General features: G+C 74.3%; 12 protein-coding genes, 2 tRNA genes and 2 pseudogenes. 5 read left to right on the top strand and 11 right to left on the bottom strand.

The annotated features are described in order from the left end of the window. Positions 1–60: 60 nt before the first annotated feature. A complete protein-coding gene (locus RMN57_RS14990; protein WP_313763897.1) occupies positions 61–657 on the bottom strand; it encodes a VTT domain-containing protein in 597 nt (198 codons plus the stop codon). Positions 658–1,183: 526 nt separating this feature from the next. On the opposite strand from RMN57_RS14990, the gene RMN57_RS14985 reads away from it, so the two are divergent. Beyond that, positions 1,184–2,284, top strand: a complete 1,101-nt coding sequence (locus RMN57_RS14985) for an LLM class flavin-dependent oxidoreductase (RefSeq protein ID WP_313763896.1) — start codon at positions 1,184–1,186, stop codon at positions 2,282–2,284. Positions 2,285–2,426: 142 nt separating this feature from the next. Here RMN57_RS14985 and RMN57_RS14980 read toward each other — a convergent pair whose 3' ends face one another. Continuing rightward, positions 2,427–4,715, bottom strand: coding sequence for an EAL domain-containing protein (locus RMN57_RS14980; protein ID WP_313763895.1), 2,289 nt, complete (start codon positions 4,713–4,715; stop codon positions 2,427–2,429). A 392-nt stretch (positions 4,716–5,107) separates the two neighbouring features. Further along, positions 5,108–5,533, bottom strand: coding sequence for an OsmC family protein (locus tag RMN57_RS14975; protein WP_313763894.1), 426 nt, complete (start codon positions 5,531–5,533; stop codon positions 5,108–5,110). 239 nt (positions 5,534–5,772) lie between these two features. Between RMN57_RS14975 and RMN57_RS14970 the strand changes: the two genes are divergently transcribed. Both RMN57_RS14970 and lepB read left to right on the top strand, forming a co-directional pair. After that, complete coding sequence (locus tag RMN57_RS14970; protein WP_313763893.1) at positions 5,773–6,135, top strand: chorismate mutase; 363 nt, start codon at positions 5,773–5,775, stop codon at positions 6,133–6,135. A gap of 475 nt (positions 6,136–6,610) precedes the next feature. Then, positions 6,611–7,438, top strand: a complete 828-nt coding sequence (lepB, locus tag RMN57_RS14965) for a signal peptidase I (protein ID WP_313763892.1) — start codon at positions 6,611–6,613, stop codon at positions 7,436–7,438. On the opposite strand, the gene RMN57_RS14960 is transcribed toward lepB, so the two are convergent. The 3 genes from RMN57_RS14960 to RMN57_RS14950 form a co-directional block, all read right to left on the bottom strand. Then, positions 7,401–8,549, bottom strand: a complete 1,149-nt coding sequence (locus RMN57_RS14960) for an EamA family transporter (protein ID WP_313763891.1) — start codon at positions 8,547–8,549, stop codon at positions 7,401–7,403. The two genes, lepB and RMN57_RS14960, sit on opposite strands and share 38 nt — an antisense overlap. Positions 8,550–8,780: 231 nt before the next feature. Continuing rightward, positions 8,781–11,258, bottom strand: a complete 2,478-nt coding sequence (locus RMN57_RS14955) for a transglycosylase domain-containing protein (RefSeq protein ID WP_313763890.1) — start codon at positions 11,256–11,258, stop codon at positions 8,781–8,783. Positions 11,259–11,482: 224 nt separating this feature from the next. After that, positions 11,483–11,556, bottom strand: a tRNA-Lys gene (locus tag RMN57_RS14950). A 187-nt stretch (positions 11,557–11,743) separates the two neighbouring features. On the opposite strand from RMN57_RS14950, the pseudogene RMN57_RS14945 reads away from it, so the two are divergent. Both RMN57_RS14945 and RMN57_RS14940 read left to right on the top strand, forming a co-directional pair. Beyond that, positions 11,744–12,508, top strand: a pseudogene (locus RMN57_RS14945) (DUF998 domain-containing protein); the annotation flags it as partial. Positions 12,509–12,705: 197 nt separating this feature from the next. Further along, positions 12,706–13,626 carry an alpha/beta hydrolase gene (locus RMN57_RS14940; RefSeq protein WP_313763889.1) on the top strand — a complete coding sequence of 307 codons (921 nt, stop codon included), beginning with the start codon at positions 12,706–12,708 and terminating at the stop codon, positions 13,624–13,626. Between the two features lie 126 nt (positions 13,627–13,752). Here RMN57_RS14940 and RMN57_RS14935 read toward each other — a convergent pair whose 3' ends face one another. The 5 genes and pseudogenes from RMN57_RS14935 to RMN57_RS14915 all read right to left on the bottom strand — a co-directional run bounded on the left by RMN57_RS14935 (position 13,753) and on the right by RMN57_RS14915 (position 19,315). Beyond that, positions 13,753–14,595 carry a GPP34 family phosphoprotein gene (locus RMN57_RS14935; RefSeq protein ID WP_313763888.1) on the bottom strand — a complete coding sequence of 281 codons (843 nt, stop codon included), beginning with the start codon at positions 14,593–14,595 and terminating at the stop codon, positions 13,753–13,755. 118 nt (positions 14,596–14,713) lie between these two features. Further along, positions 14,714–14,787: transfer RNA gene (locus RMN57_RS14930), tRNA-Lys, on the bottom strand. Positions 14,788–14,957: 170 nt separating this feature from the next. Then, positions 14,958–17,186, bottom strand: coding sequence for an ABC transporter ATP-binding protein (locus tag RMN57_RS14925; RefSeq protein ID WP_313763887.1), 2,229 nt, complete (start codon positions 17,184–17,186; stop codon positions 14,958–14,960). Between the two features lie 215 nt (positions 17,187–17,401). Beyond that, positions 17,402–18,319: pseudogene (locus RMN57_RS14920) on the bottom strand (ABC transporter permease); the annotation flags it as partial. 15 nt (positions 18,320–18,334) lie between these two features. After that, on the bottom strand, positions 18,335–19,315 hold the full coding sequence (locus RMN57_RS14915; RefSeq protein ID WP_313763886.1) for an ABC transporter permease: 981 nt from the start codon (positions 19,313–19,315) through the stop codon (positions 18,335–18,337). Positions 19,316–19,409: the final 94 nt, after the last annotated feature.

Below are 19,409 nucleotides of genomic sequence, written 5' to 3'. Positions count from 1 at the left end.
GCGGTGGTCCGGCGACCGCCGCCCGTTCGTCGCCGGCTCGCCGGGCGCGCTACCGGTGTGTCAGAGAGCGGCGAGCCGGCGGTTGCGGCGGACGATCCGGGCGATGGCGGTGCTGACCGCCGTGGCGGCCGTGCAGGAGACCGCGAGGCTCAGCCAGGCGGTGTCGAACCAGTGGCTGTTGAGCCAGCCCAGCGTCACGATGTACGCGGCCCAGACCAGAGCGGCCACCGCCGACCAGCGCAGGAAGCGGTGCGGGTGGCCGGGGGAGTGGCCGATGGCCAGGTCGAGGACGGTCCGGCCGGCGGGCACGAACCGTGCCACCACCACCATCGCGGCCGCCGCCCCGGTGGTCCGCTCGTTGAGCGCCTGCTGGACCCGCGCCACACTCGCCGCCAACTTCGGGCGGTGTTCGAGCCGCCGCTGCACCGACGGGGCGCCGCGCCGGGCCAGCCGGAGCAGCAGCAGGTCGCCCAGGAAGGACGCCAGCGCCACGCCGAGGCCGAGCAGCACCGGCGCGCCGTCTATCTGCGACGTCTTGAGCACGGCCAGGATGACCAGCGTCCCGCTGGGGATGAAGGGGAGGAACGCGTCCCCGAGTACGGCGCAGAGCGCCAGGGCGCAGATCCATGAGGACCCGATCACCGCCGCGATGTCCACGACCTTTACTCCCTCCAAGCTGCCCGGAGGAGCAGACGCTGCAGGGGTCAACGCTAGCGCCTCGACTTTTCATGCCATGAAGCACCCCGGGTGTGCGGCGCCTCACAATGGCGCGAGCCCCTGGGGCGGGGTGCCGCTCCAGGGGCTCACGGGGATCGATCGGCGCTGGTCCAGCCCGACGACCTTGCTGGCGAGGCGAATCCGGTTGGCTGATCCGCTCTGGGAACCAGCCTGCCGGACGCCGCCCGCAGATCGCGAGACCTGCGGCTGGCGACTTCCCGCGCTGGCGTGAAGTCGCCACGCGTGTCCGCCCGCTGGCTCTGAGTCATCCGAACGGTCGGTAGGCGGCCCGCCGCGCACCGGAGCGGACCGCCGAGAAAGCAGCGAACTCCCGGGAACACCGGGAGTGATGGCGTGGTTGTCCTCCGTTGGCAGCCGCGGCCCCCGGCCATCGGCGCGGTCGCTCACGGCTGCCGACAGGACCACCACTACGCGAGCGACCAGGACTGCCAGGAGGGCGGACGGTATGACCACCGAGGAGCAGCAGAACAGCGGGCCCGAGCCGCAGGACACCACGGCGATACGGGGCGCCGTCCGCGGCACGGCGCCGGCACCGCTCTCCATCCTGGACCTGGCCACCGTCGGCGTCGGATACACCCCGGCGGAGGCCCTGGCCGCGACCACCCGGCTGGCCCGCAGCGCCGAGGAGTGGGGCTACCACCGGTTCTGGGTCGCCGAGCACCACGGCATGCAGGGTGTCGCCAGCTCCAACCCGGCCGTCCTGCTGGCCCATCTCGGTGCCCACACCACGACGCTGCGGCTCGGCTCCGGCGGCGTCATGCTGCCCAACCACGCCCCGCTGACCATCGCCGAGCAGTTCGGCCTGCTGGAGGCCCTGCACCCCGGGCGCATCGACCTCGGGCTCGGCCGGGCTCCGGGGACGGACCCCGCGACCGCCCGCGCGCTGCGGCGCGGCCTCGCCGAGGGCGCCGACGACTTCCCGCAGCAGCTCGCCGAGCTGACCCACTTCCTCGACGGCGACTTCCCGGCCGGCCACCCGTACGCGCGGCTGACGGCCGTCCCCCAGGGCGACGGGCGGCCGCCGATCTGGCTGCTCGGCTCCTCCGGCTTCAGCGCGCAGCTGGCCGGGCGGCTGGGCCTGCCGTTCGCATTCGCCCACCACTTCAGCAGCGCCAACACCCTCCCGGCGCTCGACCTCTACCGCTCCTCGTTCCGGCCCTCCGCGGTGCTCGACGAGCCGTACGCCCTGATCGGCGTGGGCGCCGTCGCGGCGGACGACGAGGCGGCCGCCCGCCGACTGGCGCGCTCGGTGGCGCTGGGAATGCTCCGGGTGCGGCGCGGGAACCCGACCCCGATCCCCACCCCCGAGGAGGCCGAGTCCTACCCGTACAGCCCGGTCGAGGCCGACTTCGTCTCCGAGTGGATGGGCAACATGGTCATCGGCTCGCCCGGTGAGGTGGCCGACGGCCTGGAGGCCCTGCGCAAGCGGACCGGCGTGGACGAGCTGATGGTCACCTCGCACATCCACGGCCACGAGGCGCGGCACCGCTCGTACGGCCTGATCGCCGAGGCCTACGGGCTGACCACCGGGGCTGCCACGGCCTGAGCCCGGCCGCGGTGCGGGGCTCGGCACCTCCGGGCCCCGCACCGGGCTCCGGCCCGCGGACGGCCCGGGCCCCGTCCGGGCACGAGCCGCCGGCCCGGGGTGACTGCGCCGCGCCGGTGGAGGCCTCCCGCGCGGGCCGCGCCTACCGGCTCTCCGCCCCGAGGCGGTTCTCCCGGAGTATGGCCGCGACGCGCTCGGCCTCGCCGGGCCGGGCGAAGTACCAGCCCTGGGCGGTGTCGCAGCCGGTCAGCCGCAGCCGCTCGGCCTGGGCGGCGCTCTCGATGCCCTCGGCGGTGACGGTCAGGCCCAGGGTGTGGGCCAACTGCACCATGGCGCCGACGATCTGCTCGTCGGCGTCGCTTCGCCGGGAGCTGAGCGCGGCGAGTTCGGGCCGTCCGGCCGGAGCCGGGTCGCGGAACCCCTCGATGAAGGTGCCGTCCAGCTTCAGCACGTGCACCGGCAGCCGGGAGAGGTAGGCCAGGTTGGAGTAGCCGGTGCCGAAGTCGTCGATGGCGATCCGGACGCCCATGTCGGCGAGGGCCTGCAGCGCCTGGAGCGGTCGCCCGCCGGGGCCGAGCAGCGCGCTCTCGGTGATCTCCAACTGCAGCAGCCGGGCCGGCAGGCCGGTGCTCTCGAGCGCCTGGGCCACGTCGGCGACGACGTCGGAGTCCCAGATCTGGCGGGCGGCCAGATTGACGCTCACGAAGGTCTCGGTGTCGGGGAATTCGGTCAGCCAGCGCTTGGCCTGGCGGCAGGACTCCTCCAGGACCCACTTGCCGAGCGGCACGATCGCGCCGGACTCCTCGGCGAGCGGGATGAAGCGGTCCGGCGAGAGCGTCCCGTAGCGGGGGTGGCGCCAGCGGACCAGGGCCTCCGCGCCGTGCACCGCCCCGTCGGCGAGACCGACCAGGGGCTGGTACTCGATGGTGAATTCGCCGCGCTCCAGCGCCGGTCGGAGCGCCGTGGCGAGCAGCTGGCGGGTCAGCTGGTGGGCACCGCGGTCCGGGTCGTAGAGCGTCCACCGGGCCCGGCCGTCCGCCTTCGACCAGTAGAGGGTCGCGTCGGCGTCCTTGACCAGATCGGTCGGCGTGGTCTCGTGCACGGACCGCTCGACGACGCCGACGCTGGCCGTCACCACCAGTCGGTGCCCGGCCACGTCGAAGGGACGTTCCAACGCCTCCAGGATCCGGGCGGCCAGCGCCGTGAGCTGGTCGCTGCCCTGACTGTCGGTCACCAGGACGGCGAACTCGTCGCCGCCCATCCGCGCCACCAGGCGGGCTCCGGGCTCGGAGAACCCGCGCCGCAGCCGGGTGGCGACGGCGATCAGCAGCTGATCGCCGATGTGGTGGCCGAGCGTCTCGTTGATCGCGGCGAACCCGTCGAGGTCCAGGTAACAGACGCCCACCCGGCGTTCGCCGGCCGTGCCGCCCGCACCCGCCTGTGCGTCCGCGCCGGTCGGCCCGCCCTCGACCGGCCGCCCGCCCTCGACCGGCTGCGCGGCGGGGACCGCAGCGGGGTCGGCGACCGTCACCGCGCCGTGGTCCGCAACGTCGAGCGCGACGTCGCCCGCAACCGGGCCGGCGATCGCGAGGCAGGCGGCGTCGAGGCGCTCGAAGAACAGGGTCCGGTTCGGCAGCCGCGTCAGCGGGTCGTGCAGGGCCTGGTACTCCAGGCGGTCGCCGAGCCGCCGCTGCTCGGTGATGTCCTCGACCATGGCGAGGGTGTAGAGCGGGTTGCCGGAGCCGTCCCGGATCAGCGAGATGGTCACCTTGCTCCAGACCGTGCGCCCCTCACGGTGCTTGAGCTGCTTCTCCACCCGCAGCCGCTCCCGCTTGCCGCGGACCAGCTCCGGGAAGAGCCGGTCCGGCATCCCGTCCGGGTCGACCACCTCGTGGATGTGCGTGCGGACCAGATCGCCGGACGTGCAGCCGATAAGGGCGGCGAAGGCGGGGTTGACCTCGATGATCCGGTCGTCGGGGTCGATCAGGGCCATCCCGATGCCTGCGTCGCAGAAGGCTGCCCGGAAACGGGACTCACTGGCGCTCAGGGCGGCGAGCAGGGGGTCGTTCCCCCCGGTCGGCAGCCCGGCCCCGTCGGTCGGCCGGTGCGAGCCGGTGGCGAGCGGGGCGGAGCAGGTCGGGCAGAGCAACGGGTCGGTGCCGACCGGACCGCCGGCCACGCCGACCGCGGCGGCGTCGTGGGTGCCGCGGAGGTCGAGAGCGCCGATGACGCCGTCGATGCCGAGTGCGCCGTCGATGCCGGGGATGCCGTCGACGCCACGCGAGTCGTCCAGGGCGAGACCGGTGGTGCCGTCGGCGGTGGCGCCGTCGGCCGGACGGCGGAGCGGGGACAACCGGTGGCCGTGCTGGTGCGGTTCCTCGTGCCGCACGCCCGAGTGGTGTGCGTCGGCCCCCTCGTTCTGGCCCGGCACGGCATACTCCCGTCCGCTGCTGACGCTTGATGCTTGACGCTGGTCCGGCCGATCGCCCGGGACTGCTGCGGCCGGCTCCCGCACTCTGTCGAGGTCCTCGCAGTCCGGTGGAACGCTCGCGTGGAACGTCCGCGTGGGACCCGCGTGAAGAACAGGGCGCTGCGGCCGATCATAAGACGCGGCGGCAACGCGCGGTGACCGCCGCCAGGGTGATTCGCCCGCTTTCAGACCCTGTGCGGTGATACATGCAGACGCCCCCGGTACACATCACATGATGTGCGCCAGGGGCGTGTGCCTCCGCCGTGCGCCCTCAGGCGCTGGCCGAGCGCCGGGACGCGCCGCGTCCGGGCCTGGCCCGGCCCGAACGGACGGGGCGTCGGGGCGTCGGAGCGTCAGGCCAGCTTGGCCGTCAGGGTGATGGTCGTGCCGGTGAGGGCCTTGCTGACCGGGCAGTTCGCCTTGGCGTCCTCGGCGGCCTTCACGAAGCCGGCCTCGTCGAGGCCGGGCACGTCGCCGGTGACGGTCAGGTGAATGCCCGTGATGCCGGTCCCGGGCTGGAAGGTGACGTCGGCCTGGGTGTCCAGCTTGGCGGGCGGGTTGCCCGCGCCGGCCAGGGCGTGCGAGAGGGCCATCGAAAAGCACGCGGAGTGGGCGGCCGCGATGAGTTCCTCGGGGCTGGTCCTGCCGTTCGGCTCCTCGGCGCGGGACGCCCAGGTGACCGGGTACTCGCCGATGCCGGACGAGGCGAGGGTCACCCGGCCCTTGCCGTCGAGCAGGTTGCCTTCCCAGGCGGTGCGTGCGGTGCGGGTGGTTGCCACGATCGGTACCTCCATCACTGAGGGACAGCTGATTCGTCACTTCCGGCCATGCCGCGCACCAGCCTACGGGCAGGCCGCCGCCGCGGGCGGCACACCGGTCCGCGGGTTGTCCGGATCGTGGGACGGCTGGGCCGAATGGTGCGGTTCTGCGACGTGTGCCCTGTTAGATTTGCCCGGGCCTGATCCCCGGCCCGCCGACGGCCGGGCGCCCATCACCAGAGAGCCGCGGAGCCGCCCCGATGACGGATCACCCCACGACCCCCGATGCCGGATCGCTCGACGGGATCGACGAGGCCGTACGCGCCGAGCTGACCAGCCTGCGCGAGAGCATCGACAACATCGACGCCGCGGTGGTCCACATGCTCGCGGAGCGCTTCAAGGCGACCCAGCGGGTCGGTCGGCTCAAGGCCGAGCACAAGCTGCCGGCGGCGGACCCGGCGCGGGAGCGGGACCAGATCAAGCGACTGCGGGAGCTGGCCGCCGGGGCGCACCTGGACCCGGTCTTCGCGGAGAGCTTCCTCAACTTCATCATCGCCGAGGTCATCCGGCACCACGAGAAGATCGCCAGCGACACCGTGACAGGCCAGAACGAGCCGGTCTGACTCTGCGCCGCGCCGGGCGGAAGACCGTTCCGGCGAATCCCGGGAGATCATCTCCAGACTCGTCGCCACCGCGCCGGGCCGGCCCGGCCGCCGTTCCGGGCGTCGCCCCGCCCGCCGGGCGCCCGCGCCGGGTGGCTGCCGGCCCGGGTGCCCGCGCGCCGGTCCGGCCCCCGGCCGCGCACGCCCACCGCTGCCGCGCCGCACCCCCGGACCCGTCCGCTCTCGCGCCCCTGTTCGCGCCCTCTTCCGCGCTCCCGGCCGTGCTCCCACCGGCGGCGGCTCGTTCATTGCGGCTCCGCCCGCCGTACCCTGGGTGGCATTGCCCTGAGCGCCGTCCCCCGACCGCCTCACGCCCGTCGCCTCCCCCGCGGCGGTGTCGGCGGTCGTGTCGGCCGCGGGTAAATGCCCGATTTCGTGAGGCTTCGCCGGTGGCGTAGCGTGCAGGTTTCCCGGCCGGAGAGGTGGAGCAGCGACGATGGCGGTGAACCTGCCCGACACGGACAGTGATGCCGGGGTCGGTCCGGTCCCGGCTGCGGGCGCCGGCCACGGCGGCCGCGCAGCGGCCCGGCGGGCGCGCTCGCGGAAGGCGGGCAAGGCGGGCAATGCGGAGAAGGCCGGCCGCGGTCCGGGCAGGGGGCTCCGGGTCCGGCGGGCGGGACGCCGCCAGCGGCCGTGGTGGGTCGAGATCCCCCTGATGGCGGCGGTCGGCCTGGTGGTCGCGCTGCTGATCAAGACGTGCCTGTTCCAGGTCTTCACCATCCCCTCCGGGTCGATGGAGAACACGCTGCGGATCGGCGACCGGGTCGGGGTGAACAAGCTCGCCCCGCTCACCGGCTGGGAGCCGGAGCCCGGCCAGCCGGTGGTGTTCAAGGACCCGGGCGACTGGCTGCCGCCGCAGCCGACCGACGGGAACCCGATCACCCGCGCGCTGAGCTCCGCGCTCGGCTTCATCGGCCTGGTGCCGCCGAAGGACGACAACTACCTGGTCAAGCGGGTCATCGCGACCGGCGGCCAGACCGTCCAGTGCTCGGGGACCACGCTCACCGTCAACGGGGCGAAGGTGGACGAGCCGTACCTCCACCCCGGGGACGACTCCTGCGCGGGGCTGGACTTCGGTCCGGTGACCGTGCCCGAGGGCTACGTCTGGGTGGAGGGCGACCACCGGAGCGACTCCGCCGACTCCCGGTACCACCAGCGCGGGCCGGGCGGCGGCGCCGTGCCGGTGGACAACGTGGTCGGACCAGTCTCGGGCGTCGTGTGGCCGCTCAACCACCTCGACTGGTTCGGCTGGGTCGGCCGCTGACTCCGGGCCCGGCGACCGCACGGTCCTCGGCGCCCGCCTGCCCGGCGGCCCGGGTCAGCCGCTCGCCCAGCGCCGCGGCCCCGGCGAGGTCCGCGGCGACGGAGCGGTCGTCCGCAGACCGGACGTCCGCAGGCCGGTCGTCCGCCACACCACCGCCCGCCGACCCGGCGGCTTCGGGTGCGGCTGCGGGCTTGCCGGCCTGGGCCGCGAAGGCGCCGGCCAGGACGAGCAGGCCGCCGGCCATCTGCGGCAGGCCGAGGTGCTCGCCGAGCAGGATCCAGGCGAGGACGGTGGCGACCACCGCCTCCAGGTTGGCGACCACCCCGGCGACCGGGGGCGACAGGTGCCGGACGGCGATCACGCCGGTCAGGTAGGCGAGCACGGTCGCGATCAGGACCATCCAGGCGGCCGGGAGGAGCGCCGGGATCGTGTGCCCGTTCATCAGGACGTCGCCGCCGAGCACGCCCCAGTCGGCGGTCCAGGGGCGGGTGAACGCGGTCAGCAGGACCGCGCCGATCAGCAGGCCGTAGGCGCTCACGGCGAGGGGGTCGATCGGGCGCTCGCCGCGGCTGCCGGCGTCGGCCAGGACGAAGTAGCCCACCTGGCAGTAGGCCGCACCGAGGGCGAAGACGACGCCCAGGGCGTCGAAGCTCAAGCCGTTCCAGACCTCGACCACGCAGGCCAGACCGGCCACGGCGACGCCGGCGCCGATCGCCGAGCCCCGGCTGATCGGCCTGCGCTGGACGAACCGCACGTAGCCGATGAGCAGCGGCGGTCCGAGGTACTCGATGAGCAGGGCGACGCCGACCGGGATCCGGGCGATGGCGGCGAAGTAGCAGGCCTGGACGCCGGCCACGGCGAGCAGGCCGAAGCCCAGCAGCAGGCCGGGCCGCCGGAGCACCGCGTCGCGGTGGCGGTAGGCGAGGGGGAGCAGGACCACGGCGGCGCCGGTCACCCGGAGCCAGACCACGTGCAGCGGTGAGAGACCGGCCTCGATCAGGGGCTTGGCGGCGGTGCCGGAGCCTCCGAAGGCGAAGGCGGAGACCAGCGCCAGGGTGAGTCCGAGGGTTTTGGCCGACGACCGGCCGAGTGGGGGGTTTGAGCTGTGCACCGAGGCATTGTGACAGTCATGTCATCGGTTCGGTAAGGCGCCATTCCGTCATTTGGTCCTGCCTCCAACTGTGCGCGACGGCAGGTTCACGCACACCGGCCGATCGGCTAAAGGTTGCCCACCGACCAGCCATCGCCCGACGGGTCACCGCCCCGCCCCCGACCAGCCGGCCCCCGACCAGCCGGCCCCCGACCAGCCGGCCCCCGACCCGACGGACCACCCCCCGGCGGGCTACTGCCCGGCCGACCCGACCGCGGCGTCGGAGCCACCGCCCGACCCGGTGCCGCCCGTCGGCTGCGGCGCCGTGGTGGGTCCGGTCGTCGGGGCGCTGGTCGGCCCGGTGGTCGGTACCGGTGGCTTGGTGGGCCGGACCGTCGGCTGTGACGTCGGCTGCGAGCTGGGCTGGGCCGTCGGCTGCTGGGTGGGCCCGCCGGTCGTGCCGCCGTCGCCGGGGCGCGAGCCGTTCCGCCCGTTCGACGAACCGGGGCCGCCCGAGCCGGACCGGGAGGACCCGTCGCCCGAGCCGTTCGGCGAGGCGCCGGAGCCCGGCCCGCTACCGGAGCCGCCCGGGGAGGCCGGAGTCGAAGCCGGCCCGGACGGGGTCGCCGAGCCGTCCGAGCCGCTCGACGAGGGGCCGTCCGACCAGGTGTCGTCCCTGCCCGAGGGCGAGGCGAAGTCGGTTACCGGCTTGCCCTTCAGCGCGGCCTTCATGTAGCTGGTCCAGATCTGCGCCGGGTACTGGCCGCCCGCCGCGCCGTCGATGCCGCCGGTGCCGCTGAGACTGACCTGGGCGCCGGTGCCCGGGTCCTGGCCGAACAGGGCGACCGAGGTCACCAGCTCGGGGGTGTACCCGACGAACCAGACCGACTTCTGGTCGTCGGTCGTCCCGGTTTTGCCGGCCACCGGGCGACCCAGGGCCTTCGCGCGCCAGCCGGTGCCGCCGGGGTCGCTCACCACGCCCTCCAGCATGGCCGTCACCCTGCGCGCGGTGTCCTCGCCGATCGCCTGGGTGGCCTTGTGGGCGGGCAGCTGGAGGGCCTCGCCCTCGCGGTCCACCGACTGGACCAGCCAGGGGGTGATCTGTTTGCCGCCGTTGTCCAGCGTCGCGTAGACGCCGGCCAGGTCGAGGACGCTCGGGGTGGCGGTGCCGAGCGGGATGGACGGCAGCGGGTCGAGCCCGGGGGTGTTGCCGGGCAGACCGAGCGCGACGGCGGTGTCGCGCACCTTCTGCAGGCCGGTGTCCTGGGCGAGCTGGGCGAACGCCGAGTTCACCGACCAGTCGGTGGCCTGCTGCAGGGTGATCTGGCCGTAGTTCTTGTCGCCCTCGTTCGGCGGCGCGTACGCGGTGCCCTTGCCGCCGCGGACCTTGCGGCCGCTGGTGCCGTCGTAGACCGTGCGCGGGGTGATGGTCTGGCCGGACTGGGTCTTGGCGTTGTTCTCCAGCGCCGCGGCCAGCGCGATGGCCTTGAAGGTGGAGCCGGCCTGGTAGTCCCGCCGGGTCGCGTTGTCGATGTAGTGCTTGGTGTAGTCGACGCCGCCGTAGAGGGCGACCACCGCACCGGTCTTCGGGTCGACGGAGACGGCGCCGGCCTGGGCGGCGGCGTCCTTCTTCCGCTTGTCCGGGTTCAGGGTGTCGTGCAGCTGGGCCTGGACGGCGTCCTGGAGGGCCGACTGGCGCCCCGGGTCGAGGGTCAGCTTGATCGTGTAGCCGCCCTTGGCCAGCTCGGACTCGGTGATGATCCGGTTGGCGGTCAGGTACTCGGTGGCCGCGTTGACCAGGTAACCGGCCTGGCCGGACAGGCCCAGCTGGGCCTGCGGGTCCCGGACCTCGGGGAAGGTGGTGGCGGCCCGCTCCTCGGCGGAGAGCCAGCCCTCCTTCACCATGCCGTCCAGCACGTAGTTCCAGCGGTTGACCGCGTTCTGCTTGCCCGCCGGGGTCGCGGTCGCCACGTCGTAGGCGCTCGGCGCGTTCAGCAGGGCGGCCAGGTAGGCGCCCTGGGCGGGGGTGAGCGCGGACGCGTCGACGCCGAAGTACTGCTGGGCGGCGGCCTGGATCCCGTAGGCGCCACGCCCGTAGTAGGAGGTGTTGAGGTAGCCCGAGAGGACGTCGTCCTTGGTCTCGGTGGCGTCCACCTTGATCGCGATGAATAGTTCCTGCACCTTGCGGCTGATGGACTGCTTCTGGCTCAGGTACGTGTTCTTCACGTACTGCTGGGTGATGGTGGATCCGCCCTGGGTGCCCTCGCCCTTGACCGTGTTGACGGCGGCACGGACCAGGCCCTGCACGTTGACCGCGCCCTCGTGGTAGAAGTTGCGGTCCTCGGCGGCCAGCGCGGCGTGCTGCGCGGCGGGGGAGACCTTGTCCAGCGGGACGTTCTGCCGGTTGGTCTGGCCGGTCCGGGCGATCACCGAGCCGTCCTGGTAGAGCCAGGTGTTGCTCTGGGCGGTCGCGGCGGCGTGCGCGTCCGGCACCTTCACCAGGGCGATCCCCAGCGCGAACAGGCCGATGCCGAGCAGCAGCGCGGTGACGAGACCGCCCAGCGTCATCCGCCAGGTCGGGACCATCCGGCGCCAACCGGTGCGCTTCGGGCGGCGGGGCCCGGTGCCGCCGGTCCCGTCGGCCGGGCTCCCGCCGGAACGCTTCAGGCGCTTGACCGGGCGGAGGCGGACGGACGGCGTGCGACGGCCGCTCTGGGTGTTTCGGGACAAAACGGCGGCCTTTCCTGCGGGCGGACCGTACCGGCCTGCACAGCGGGGGACTTCGGCGGTCGGGATCGATCGTCCCGTTTCCGGTTGTACAGCCCAAAACGCACCGATCGGGGCGATTGGCTCCACCGCGGCGGCAAGCGAGACCGACATCACACACAAATCGGACGCCGAAGGGCAAAAAGTTGGGGAGCCTCCCGCTACTGCGAGAGGCTCCCCAGTGTCTGTGCGCCGCCAGGGACTCGAACCCCGGACCCGCTGATTAAGAGTCAGCTGCTCTAACCAACTGAGCTAGCGGCGCCTGCTGACCTGGAAAACAATACACGGTTCGGAGGGGTGGCTCGCACCATTGGAGCGGCGTGCGGGGTCGGGAGCCGCGCCGGACGCCCGTTTCCGCCCGGTTGGGGCGGAGTTTTCCGGCGGTTAGGGTGGGAAACGTGCCCAGCTCCGACCCCGGCCGCCGGACGGCCCGGCTCGCCGTCGCCGCCCTGCTGCTCAGCGCGGTCGCGTACACCGCGTGGGTGCTGGAGGTGGTGCTGAGCACCGGCCTCGACCCGGTCCAGGCGTACATCAGCGAACTCGCCGCCGAGGACCAGGCGCTGGGCGGGCTCTTCCGGGGCACCGACCTGGTCGCGGGGCTGGCGGTCCTGGCCGCGGCCGGCACGGCACTGATCGCCGGCCCGGCCTCCCCGCAGTTCACGCGAACCGATCCGACCGCCGATCCGACCGCCGATCCGGGCGCCGGCCGAAGTGCCGGCGCGCCCGCCGACCCGCCCGCCGGTCCGGGCGCCGTCCGACCCTCGGCCGAGCTGCGGGGCGCCGCCCGGCGCCGGCCCTGGGCGGTCGCCGGCTGGGTGGCGCTCGCTGTCTTCGGCGCCGCCACTGCCGCCGACTCCCGGCTGCCGCTGAGCTGCGCCCCCACCAGCGACGAGATGTGCGCGGCCCGCGAGACCGCGGGCCTGGTACCGGCCACCCACACCGCACACGCCGTGACCAGCAGCCTCGCCATGTTCGGGGCACTCGGCGGCCTGATCGCCCTGACCGTCGCCGCCCGCCGCTACGGCTGGTGGCCGCCGGTCCGCCGGTACGGACCCTGGCTGCTGGCGGGCGAGCTGCTGGCCACGGGCTGGAGCATCGCCGCGATCGCCGCGTTCGAGGCCGGGCGCGGCACCTGGTCGCTCGGCGTGGGCCAACGGCTCCAGGTGCTCCTGGTCGCGCTCTGGCTCGGCGTGCTGGCCACGGGTATCGCGCGGGCGGCCCCGGGCGGTCGGACGCCGGTGGCCGGGCGCACTCCCGGGCACATCCCCGCACGGGTCGGAACCACCGGGCAGACGCCGGCGGGCGAGCCGACCGGGACGGGCGAGATGACTGGGACGGGCGCGACCGGCACAGCAGGTAGGGCAGGCGTGGCAGGGGCCGCGGACGGGACGGGCGAAGGGGTGGAACCGCGATGACCGGTTCGGGGGAGTCGGGGCAGCAGGGCGCCGGCGGGCGGTCGGGCGCCGGGGGAGCGCCGGCCACGGTGGCGTTCCTGCACGTCGGCGGCACACCGCTGCACGTACGGACCGAGGGCAGCGGCCCGGTCGTCCTGCTCGCCGGCGGGCTCGGCAGCAGCTGGTTCGACTGGGATCTCGTCGTCCCCTTCCTCACCCCCTACCGCACGGTGGTCCGCTTCGACCGGCCCGGCTACGGGCTGAGCGGTTCGGAGCCGGCCGACCGCCCCGGTCCGACCGTCGTCGGAGAGGCGGAGCGCATCCGCGCCGTGCTGGACGGGATCGGGGTGACCGGGCCGTGCACGGTGGTGGGCCACTCGCTGGCGGGCTTCCACGTCGAGGCCTTCGCCCGGCTGAACCCGGAGCGGACGGCCGGGCTGGTCCTGCTGGACGGCAGCGTCGAGTCGTCGCCGCACCCCTGGCCGGCGCCGGAGCTGCGAGACCTGGCGGCCCGGACGGTCGCGGGCGTGGCGACGGCCTTCGCGGTGCCGTACCTCCTCGGGCCGACCGTGCGGCGGCTGGTCGCCCGGGCCGCGACCGTGCGCCGTGAGGACCTCGCCCCGCGACCGCTGGTCCGGCACTGCTACCGGACCGGGCGGGCCCTGCGCGCGGTGCTCCGGGAGAACACCCGGTACCTGGACGTGGCCGCCGAGCTGGACGAACTGCGCGGCGTGGTGCCGCTGCCGGAGGAGCTGCCGATCACGGTGCTCGCCGCCGACGACGGGTGCCGCACCCGCCGCACCGAGGAGTGGCTGGACCGGCAGCGGGGGCTCGCCGCGTTGCTCGGGGCCGACTTCCGGACCACGGCCCCGGCGGGGCACCTGCTGATGTTCGACCGCCCGGACGCGGTGGCCTCGGCCATCCTCGACACCCGCTGAGCGCCGCCGGTACCGCTGCGCCGCCGCCCGCGCCGCGAGGTCGCCGTGCAACTGCCCGCCCGTGCAGCCGCCCGCGGTGCACCCGCCCGCCGTCAGGTCGACTTCCCGCCGGTCGGGCGGCGCGGCTCAGGAGGCCGTGCTCGCCGACATCGCCGAGATCGCGCGTCGGACCGCCCGGGGGACCGGCAGCTCGTTGGCCAGTCGGCGCGCGGCGCGCCGGGTGGGGGCGCCGGCCGGGCCGGGGTAGAGCCGACGGTGCAGCCCCGCCGCGTAGATCAGCCCGGCCAGCTGACGGTCCCGGTCGGCCGTCTGACGGTCCTGCGCGGCCGACCGGCCGTCCTGATCGGCCGGCTGACGATCCCCGTCGGCCGCGTCGGTGGACGTCCCGGCCGCATCGGACGCCTCGCCGCCGGCGGCGGGCGGAGCGTCGGCAGGAGCTGCAGCCACATCGGCGGACGGGGCGGAGGAAGCGGCGGCCGCGACGGGCGATGCCGTCGGGGCCGGCCCGGCGTCGTCGGCGGCCAGTGTGGCGGCCACCCGGGCCGCGATCTCCTGCCCGATCCCCGGCGGCACCGCCGTGTAGCGCCGGTACGGCAGGCCGAGGAAGCTCCGCCGGTCGACGGTGAGGACACCCTCGGCGGTCAGCCGGTCGAGGAACAGCTGCTGCGTCGGCTTGCGCGGGATCCGGCGCATGGCCAGGTCGAGACCGAGCCGGTGCTTGCGCTTGCCGGTCTCCTCCAGCCGGGCGAGCACCCCGGCCGCGATCTCGTCGTGGGAGCCGAGGGGCTGGAAGCCGGTGATCCGCCGGCCGTCGACGGTGATCGCTCCGCCGAGCTGCAGTTCGGCGAGGACGCTGCCGGGGACGGCCCAGTAGAAGGCGGACTGCGGGATCCGGAGCCGGCCGCGCACCGGTTCGGCACAGAGCAGCAGCAGCTCCTCCGGCAGCGGGCGGGTGTCGAGCGGTGCCATGGACGGAACCCCCAGCATTCGCGGACGGGCGCGTGGGGCCGCGCCGTCCTCGCAACCTACCGTGCCCGGAACCGCCTCAGGCCGTCCACCGGAGTGGACGGCCTGAGACCTTGCCATGTGCGCCGCCAGGGACTCGAACCCCGGACCCGCTGATTAAGAGTCAGCTGCTCTAACCAACTGAGCTAGCGGCGCCTGCTGACCCGGAAGACATTACACGGGGTCGGGCCGATCCGCAGAATCGCGACCGAGGGGGCACTCTCGGTGACCGGCGGCGCGCCCTCGCAGCGGTCCGGTCAGCCCGGGGCCGCACCTGCCCAGGGCCGACCGGACCGGGCTGAACCGACCCGGGCCGACCAGACCGGTCACTCCGGGAAGTGGCACGCCGCCTGGTGGTCCGCGCCCGGTGCGGGCCCGGTCAGCGCCGGGGCCTCGTTCTCGCAGCGGCCCCTGGACCCGGCGTCGAGCCCGGCGTAGACCGGGCACCGGCCGCGGAACCGGCAGCCGGTGTGCCGCGTGGTGGGCGAGGGCGGGTCGCCGGCCAGCAGGATCCGGTTGCGGGCCCGCTCGGCGGCCGGGTCCGGGAGCGGGACGGCGGAGAGCAGCGCACGCGTGTACGGGTGGCGCGGGCGGTCGAAGACGGCGGAGACCTCGCCGTGCTCGACGGTCCGGCCGAGGTACATCACGCTGACCCGGTCGGCGAGGTGCCGGATCACGGACAGGTCGTGCGAGACGAAGAGGTAGGAGAGGCCCAGCTCCGCCTTGAGCGACTGGAGCAGGTTGAGCACGCCCGCCTGGATGGAGACGTCCAGCGCGGAGACCGGCTCGTCCAGGACGAGCAGCTCCGGCCGGACGGCCAGTGCGCGGGCGATCGAGATCCGCTGCCGCTGCCCGCCGGAGAACTGGTGGGGGTAGCGGACGGCGTGGGCCGGGTCGAGGCCGACCTGCCGGAGCAGTTCGGGCACCCGACGGGCGATCTCCTCCCGGGCGGTGTGCTGGGCGCGCAGCGGTTCGGCGACGATGTCGCCGACCGGCATCCGCGGGTCGAGGCTGGCCATCGGGTCCTGGAAGACGATCTGCAGCCGGGCGCGCATCCGGTGGGCCTCGGCCCGGGAGAGCGCGGAGGCGTCCTGCCCGAGCAGTTCGATCCGGCCGGACTCGGGGGCGGCCAGCCGCAGCAGCTCGAACAGGGTGGTGGACTTGCCCGAGCCGGACTCGCCGACCAGGCCGAGCGTCTCGCCCTGCCGGATGTCCAGCTCGACGCCGTCCACCGCGTGGACCTCGCCGATCCGGCGCTTGAAGACGGTGCCCTTGACCAGCGGGAAGGTCTTGGTCAGGCCGCTGACGGCGAGCACCGGCGCACGCTCCTCGCGCGGCACGGGGACCGCGGCGGGCGGTACCGGCGGCACGGGGTAGACCTCGCTCGGTGCGGGGCGCCGCTCGGCCAGCTCGCCGGCCCGGACGCACGCCGCCAGATGCCCGTCCGCACCGCCTGCCCGGCCCGCGCCCCCGGCCTCGCCCGTCCCCGCGGCGGCGTCCGTCCCCACGACCCCGGCCGCGTCCGTACCCGCGACGGCGTCCGTACCCGCACCCCCGGCCGCGTCCACGACCCCGACCGCGTCCGAACTCCCGAGCTCCGCCCCGCCGGTGAGCGCGGGCTCGGCCGTCCGGCAGCGCTCCTCCACCAGCGGGCAGCGGTCGGCGAACGGGCAGCCGGCCGGCAGCTCGGCCATCGGTGCCGGCACGCCGGGGATCGGGACGAGCGGACCGCCCCGGCCGTCCAGCCGGGGCACGGCGCCGATCAGCCCGAGCGTGTACGGGTGGCGGGGCGCGGTGAACAGCTCGTCCACCCCGGCCGTTTCGACCACCCGGCCCGCGTACATCACGGCGACCCGGTCGGCCATCCCGGCGATGACGCCGAGGTCGTGGCTGACCAGGACGAGCGCGGCGCCGGTCTCCCGCTGGGCGGTGCGCAGCACGTCGAGCACCTGCGCCTGGATGGTGACGTCCAGGGCGGTGGTGGGCTCGTCGGCGAGCAGGATGTCGGGGTCGTTGGCGATGGCCATGGCGATCATCGCGCGCTGGCGCATGCCGCCGGAGAACTCGTGCGGGAAGCTGTCGAGCGCCCGCTCGGGCGCCGCGATGCCGACCAGGTCGAGCAGTTCGGCGGCGCGCGCGCGTGCGGCGGCCCGGTCGAGCGACTGGTGGATGCGCAGCGCCTCGACGATCTGGTCGCCGATCCGGTAGACGGGGGTGAAGGCGGAGAGCGGGTCCTGGAAGACCATGGCGACCCGGCGGCCGCGGACGGCGGCGAGTTCGCGGCCGGGCAGGCCGACCAGCTCGCGGCCGTCCAGTCGGACCGAGCCGCGCACCCGTGCGGTGCCGGGGAGCAGGCCGAGCACGGACAGTGCCGTGACGGACTTCCCGGAGCCGGATTCGCCGACGATGCCCAGGGTTTCGCCGCGCCGCAGGGTGAGGTCGACGCCGCGGACGGCGGGGACGGTGGTGCCGCGCGGGCCGGCGAAGTCGACCCGCAGGTCGCGGACGTCCAGCAGCGGGGCGGTGGTCGGCGGGGTTTCGACGGTGGTGGTCACTGGCTGCCACCCTTCCTGCGGGCCGAACGGTCGGTGCCGGGTGAAGTGGTCGAACCGGTCGAACCGGGTGAACCGGTCGGACCAGTTGAACCGGTCGAACCGGCTGAGCCGGGCGAACCCGGTGAACCGGCCGGAGCGGTGTGCGCCGAACCGGCGTCGCCCGCACCGCCCCGCAGTGCCCGCTTCCGGGCCCGGCGCGGGCCGCGCCGGGTGCGGGCCGCGTCGACGGTGGGGTCGAGGGCGTCGCGCAGTCCGTCCCCGATCAGGTTGACCGCCAGGACGAAGAGCACCAGCAGCCCGGCGGCGAAGTAGAACAGCCACGGGAAGACCGGGGCGTCGTTGGTGCCGGCGGCGAGCAGCGTGCCGAGCGAGACGTCGGGCGCCTTGACGCCGAAGCCGAAGTAGGAGAGCGCGGTCTCGCTCATCACGGCGCCGCCGACGGCGATGGTGGCGTCGATGATGAGGAAGGACGCGACGTTCGGCAGGATGTGCCGGGTGATGATCCGCAGCGGCCGCACGCCCATGAACCGGGCCGCGCGGACGAATTCGCGGTCGCGCAGCGAGATGGTCATCGAGCGCACCACCCGGGCGGTGATCATCCAGTTGAAGAGGGCCAGCAGCAGGACGAAGGCGAGCCAGCCGGCACCCTTCAGCCGGGGCGAGATGATGGTGATGACCAGGAAGCTGGGGAAGACCAGCATGAGGTCCACCACGAACATCAGGATCCGGTCGGTCCAGCCGCCGAAGTAGCCGGCGCAGGCGCCGAACAGCGAGGCCAGCACGGTCGAGAACAGCGCCACCAGCAGCCCGATGACCAGGGACTTCTGCAGTCCGCGGACGGTCTGCGCGAAGACGTCCTGGCCCACCCCGTTGGTGCCGAACCAGTGGGTGGTGGAGGGCGGTTGGCGCAGTGCGGTGTAGTCGGGGGCGGCGTAGTCCCAGGGGGTGAGGTACTGGCCGCCGAAGGCGAGGACGAACAGCAGCAGGACGACGACGGCGCCGGCCACCGCCCAGCGGGCGGCGAGCAGGCGGGCGAGGACGAGCCGCCCCCGGCCGGCCGCCTCGGGGGCGGGGCCGGCGGCGGGGTCCGGGGCGGGTACGGGCGCGGAGGGCTCCGCGGCGACGGTGGTCACGGCAGTCTCCTCCGGTCAGGACCGCACGCGCGGGTCGAGGGCGGCGTGCAGGGTGTCGGCGAGGAAGCCGGAGGCGAGGACGACCACCGCGGCGAACAGGTTGACGGCGACCACGGAGTTGACGTCCTGTTCGTTGATGGACTGGATGAACCACTCGCCCATGCCGTGCCAGCCGAAGATGGTCTCGGTGAAGGCGGCGCCGGTGAAGATGCCGAGGAAGCTGTAGGCGAACATCGTCGACATCGGGATCACGGCGGTCCGCAGCCCGTGCTTGACCAGGGCGCGGCCGCGGGTGAGGCCCTTGGCCTCGGCGGTGCGCAGGTAGTCCGAGCCGAGCACGTCGAGCATGGTGCCGCGCTGGTAGCGGCTGTAGGTGGCGAGGCCGCCGAGGGCCAGCGAGAGGGTGGGCAGCAGCAGGTGCAGCGCCCAGTCGGCGAGGTGGGCGCCGATGCCGCCGGTCAGGCCGGGGGTCTCGTACCCGGTGAAGGGCACGACCTCGTGGCCGGCGACGTCCTTGGCGGCGATGGCGCCGTTCTTGAGGAACAGCGCCACCAGGAAGACCGGGGTGGAGAGCAGGACGAACGAGAATACGGTGAGCAGCCGGTCGGAGATGCGGTACTGGCGCACCGCGCTCCAGGCGCCGGCGGCGACGCCGAGGGCCATGCCGAGCAGGCTGCCGAGGAGTAGCAGCCGCAGCGAGACCCAGACCCTGCGGCGGAAGTCGTCCGTCACCGGGGTGTCGTGGATGGTGCGGCCGAGGTCCCCGTGGAGCAGGTCGCCGGCCCAGCGGCCGAAGCGCTCGACGACGGGGGTACGGTCGTTCAGGTTGAGGTCGTCGAGCTGCCGCTCGACCGACGCGGCGGCCGGGCGCGGCACTTTGGCCTCGAAGTAGGTGCGGGGCCGGAGCGCGGTGGCGGAGAGGGCGTACGCCAGGAAGACGGCGACGATCAGCAGGACGGCGTAGTAGCTGAATCGTTTCGCCAGATAGCGGAGCATCAGCGGCCGCCCGGGGTGGGGGCGGGCCCGACGCGTCTGGTCGGCATCGGTGGGTGGCCTTCGGTCGGTGGCCCGGTTCGGGCCGGGTGGAGAG

It is taken from the genome of Kitasatospora sp. CM 4170 (genome assembly GCF_032110285.1).
GTDB classification, from domain to species: Bacteria; Actinomycetota; Actinomycetes; order Streptomycetales; family Streptomycetaceae; genus Kitasatospora; species Kitasatospora aburaviensis.
Note: the sequence above shows the minus strand (reverse complement) of the source record. Positions and strands in the feature narration are given on the sequence as shown.

What these genes read in the sequence shown, in the direction of transcription:
- RMN57_RS14915 (WP_313763886.1), bottom strand. Translation starts at nt 19,315, where the DNA reads ATGCTCCGCTATCTGGCGAAACGATTCAGCTACTACGCCGTCCTGCTG.
- lepB (WP_313763892.1), top strand. Translation starts at nt 6,611, where the DNA reads ATGGCGGTGAACCTGCCCGACACGGACAGTGATGCCGGGGTCGGTCCG.
- RMN57_RS14940 (WP_313763889.1), top strand. Translation starts at nt 12,706, where the DNA reads ATGACCGGTTCGGGGGAGTCGGGGCAGCAGGGCGCCGGCGGGCGGTCG.
- RMN57_RS14985 (WP_313763896.1), top strand. Translation starts at nt 1,184, where the DNA reads ATGACCACCGAGGAGCAGCAGAACAGCGGGCCCGAGCCGCAGGACACC.
- RMN57_RS14970 (WP_313763893.1), top strand. Translation starts at nt 5,773, where the DNA reads ATGACGGATCACCCCACGACCCCCGATGCCGGATCGCTCGACGGGATC.
- RMN57_RS14935 (WP_313763888.1), bottom strand. Translation starts at nt 14,595, where the DNA reads ATGGCACCGCTCGACACCCGCCCGCTGCCGGAGGAGCTGCTGCTGCTC.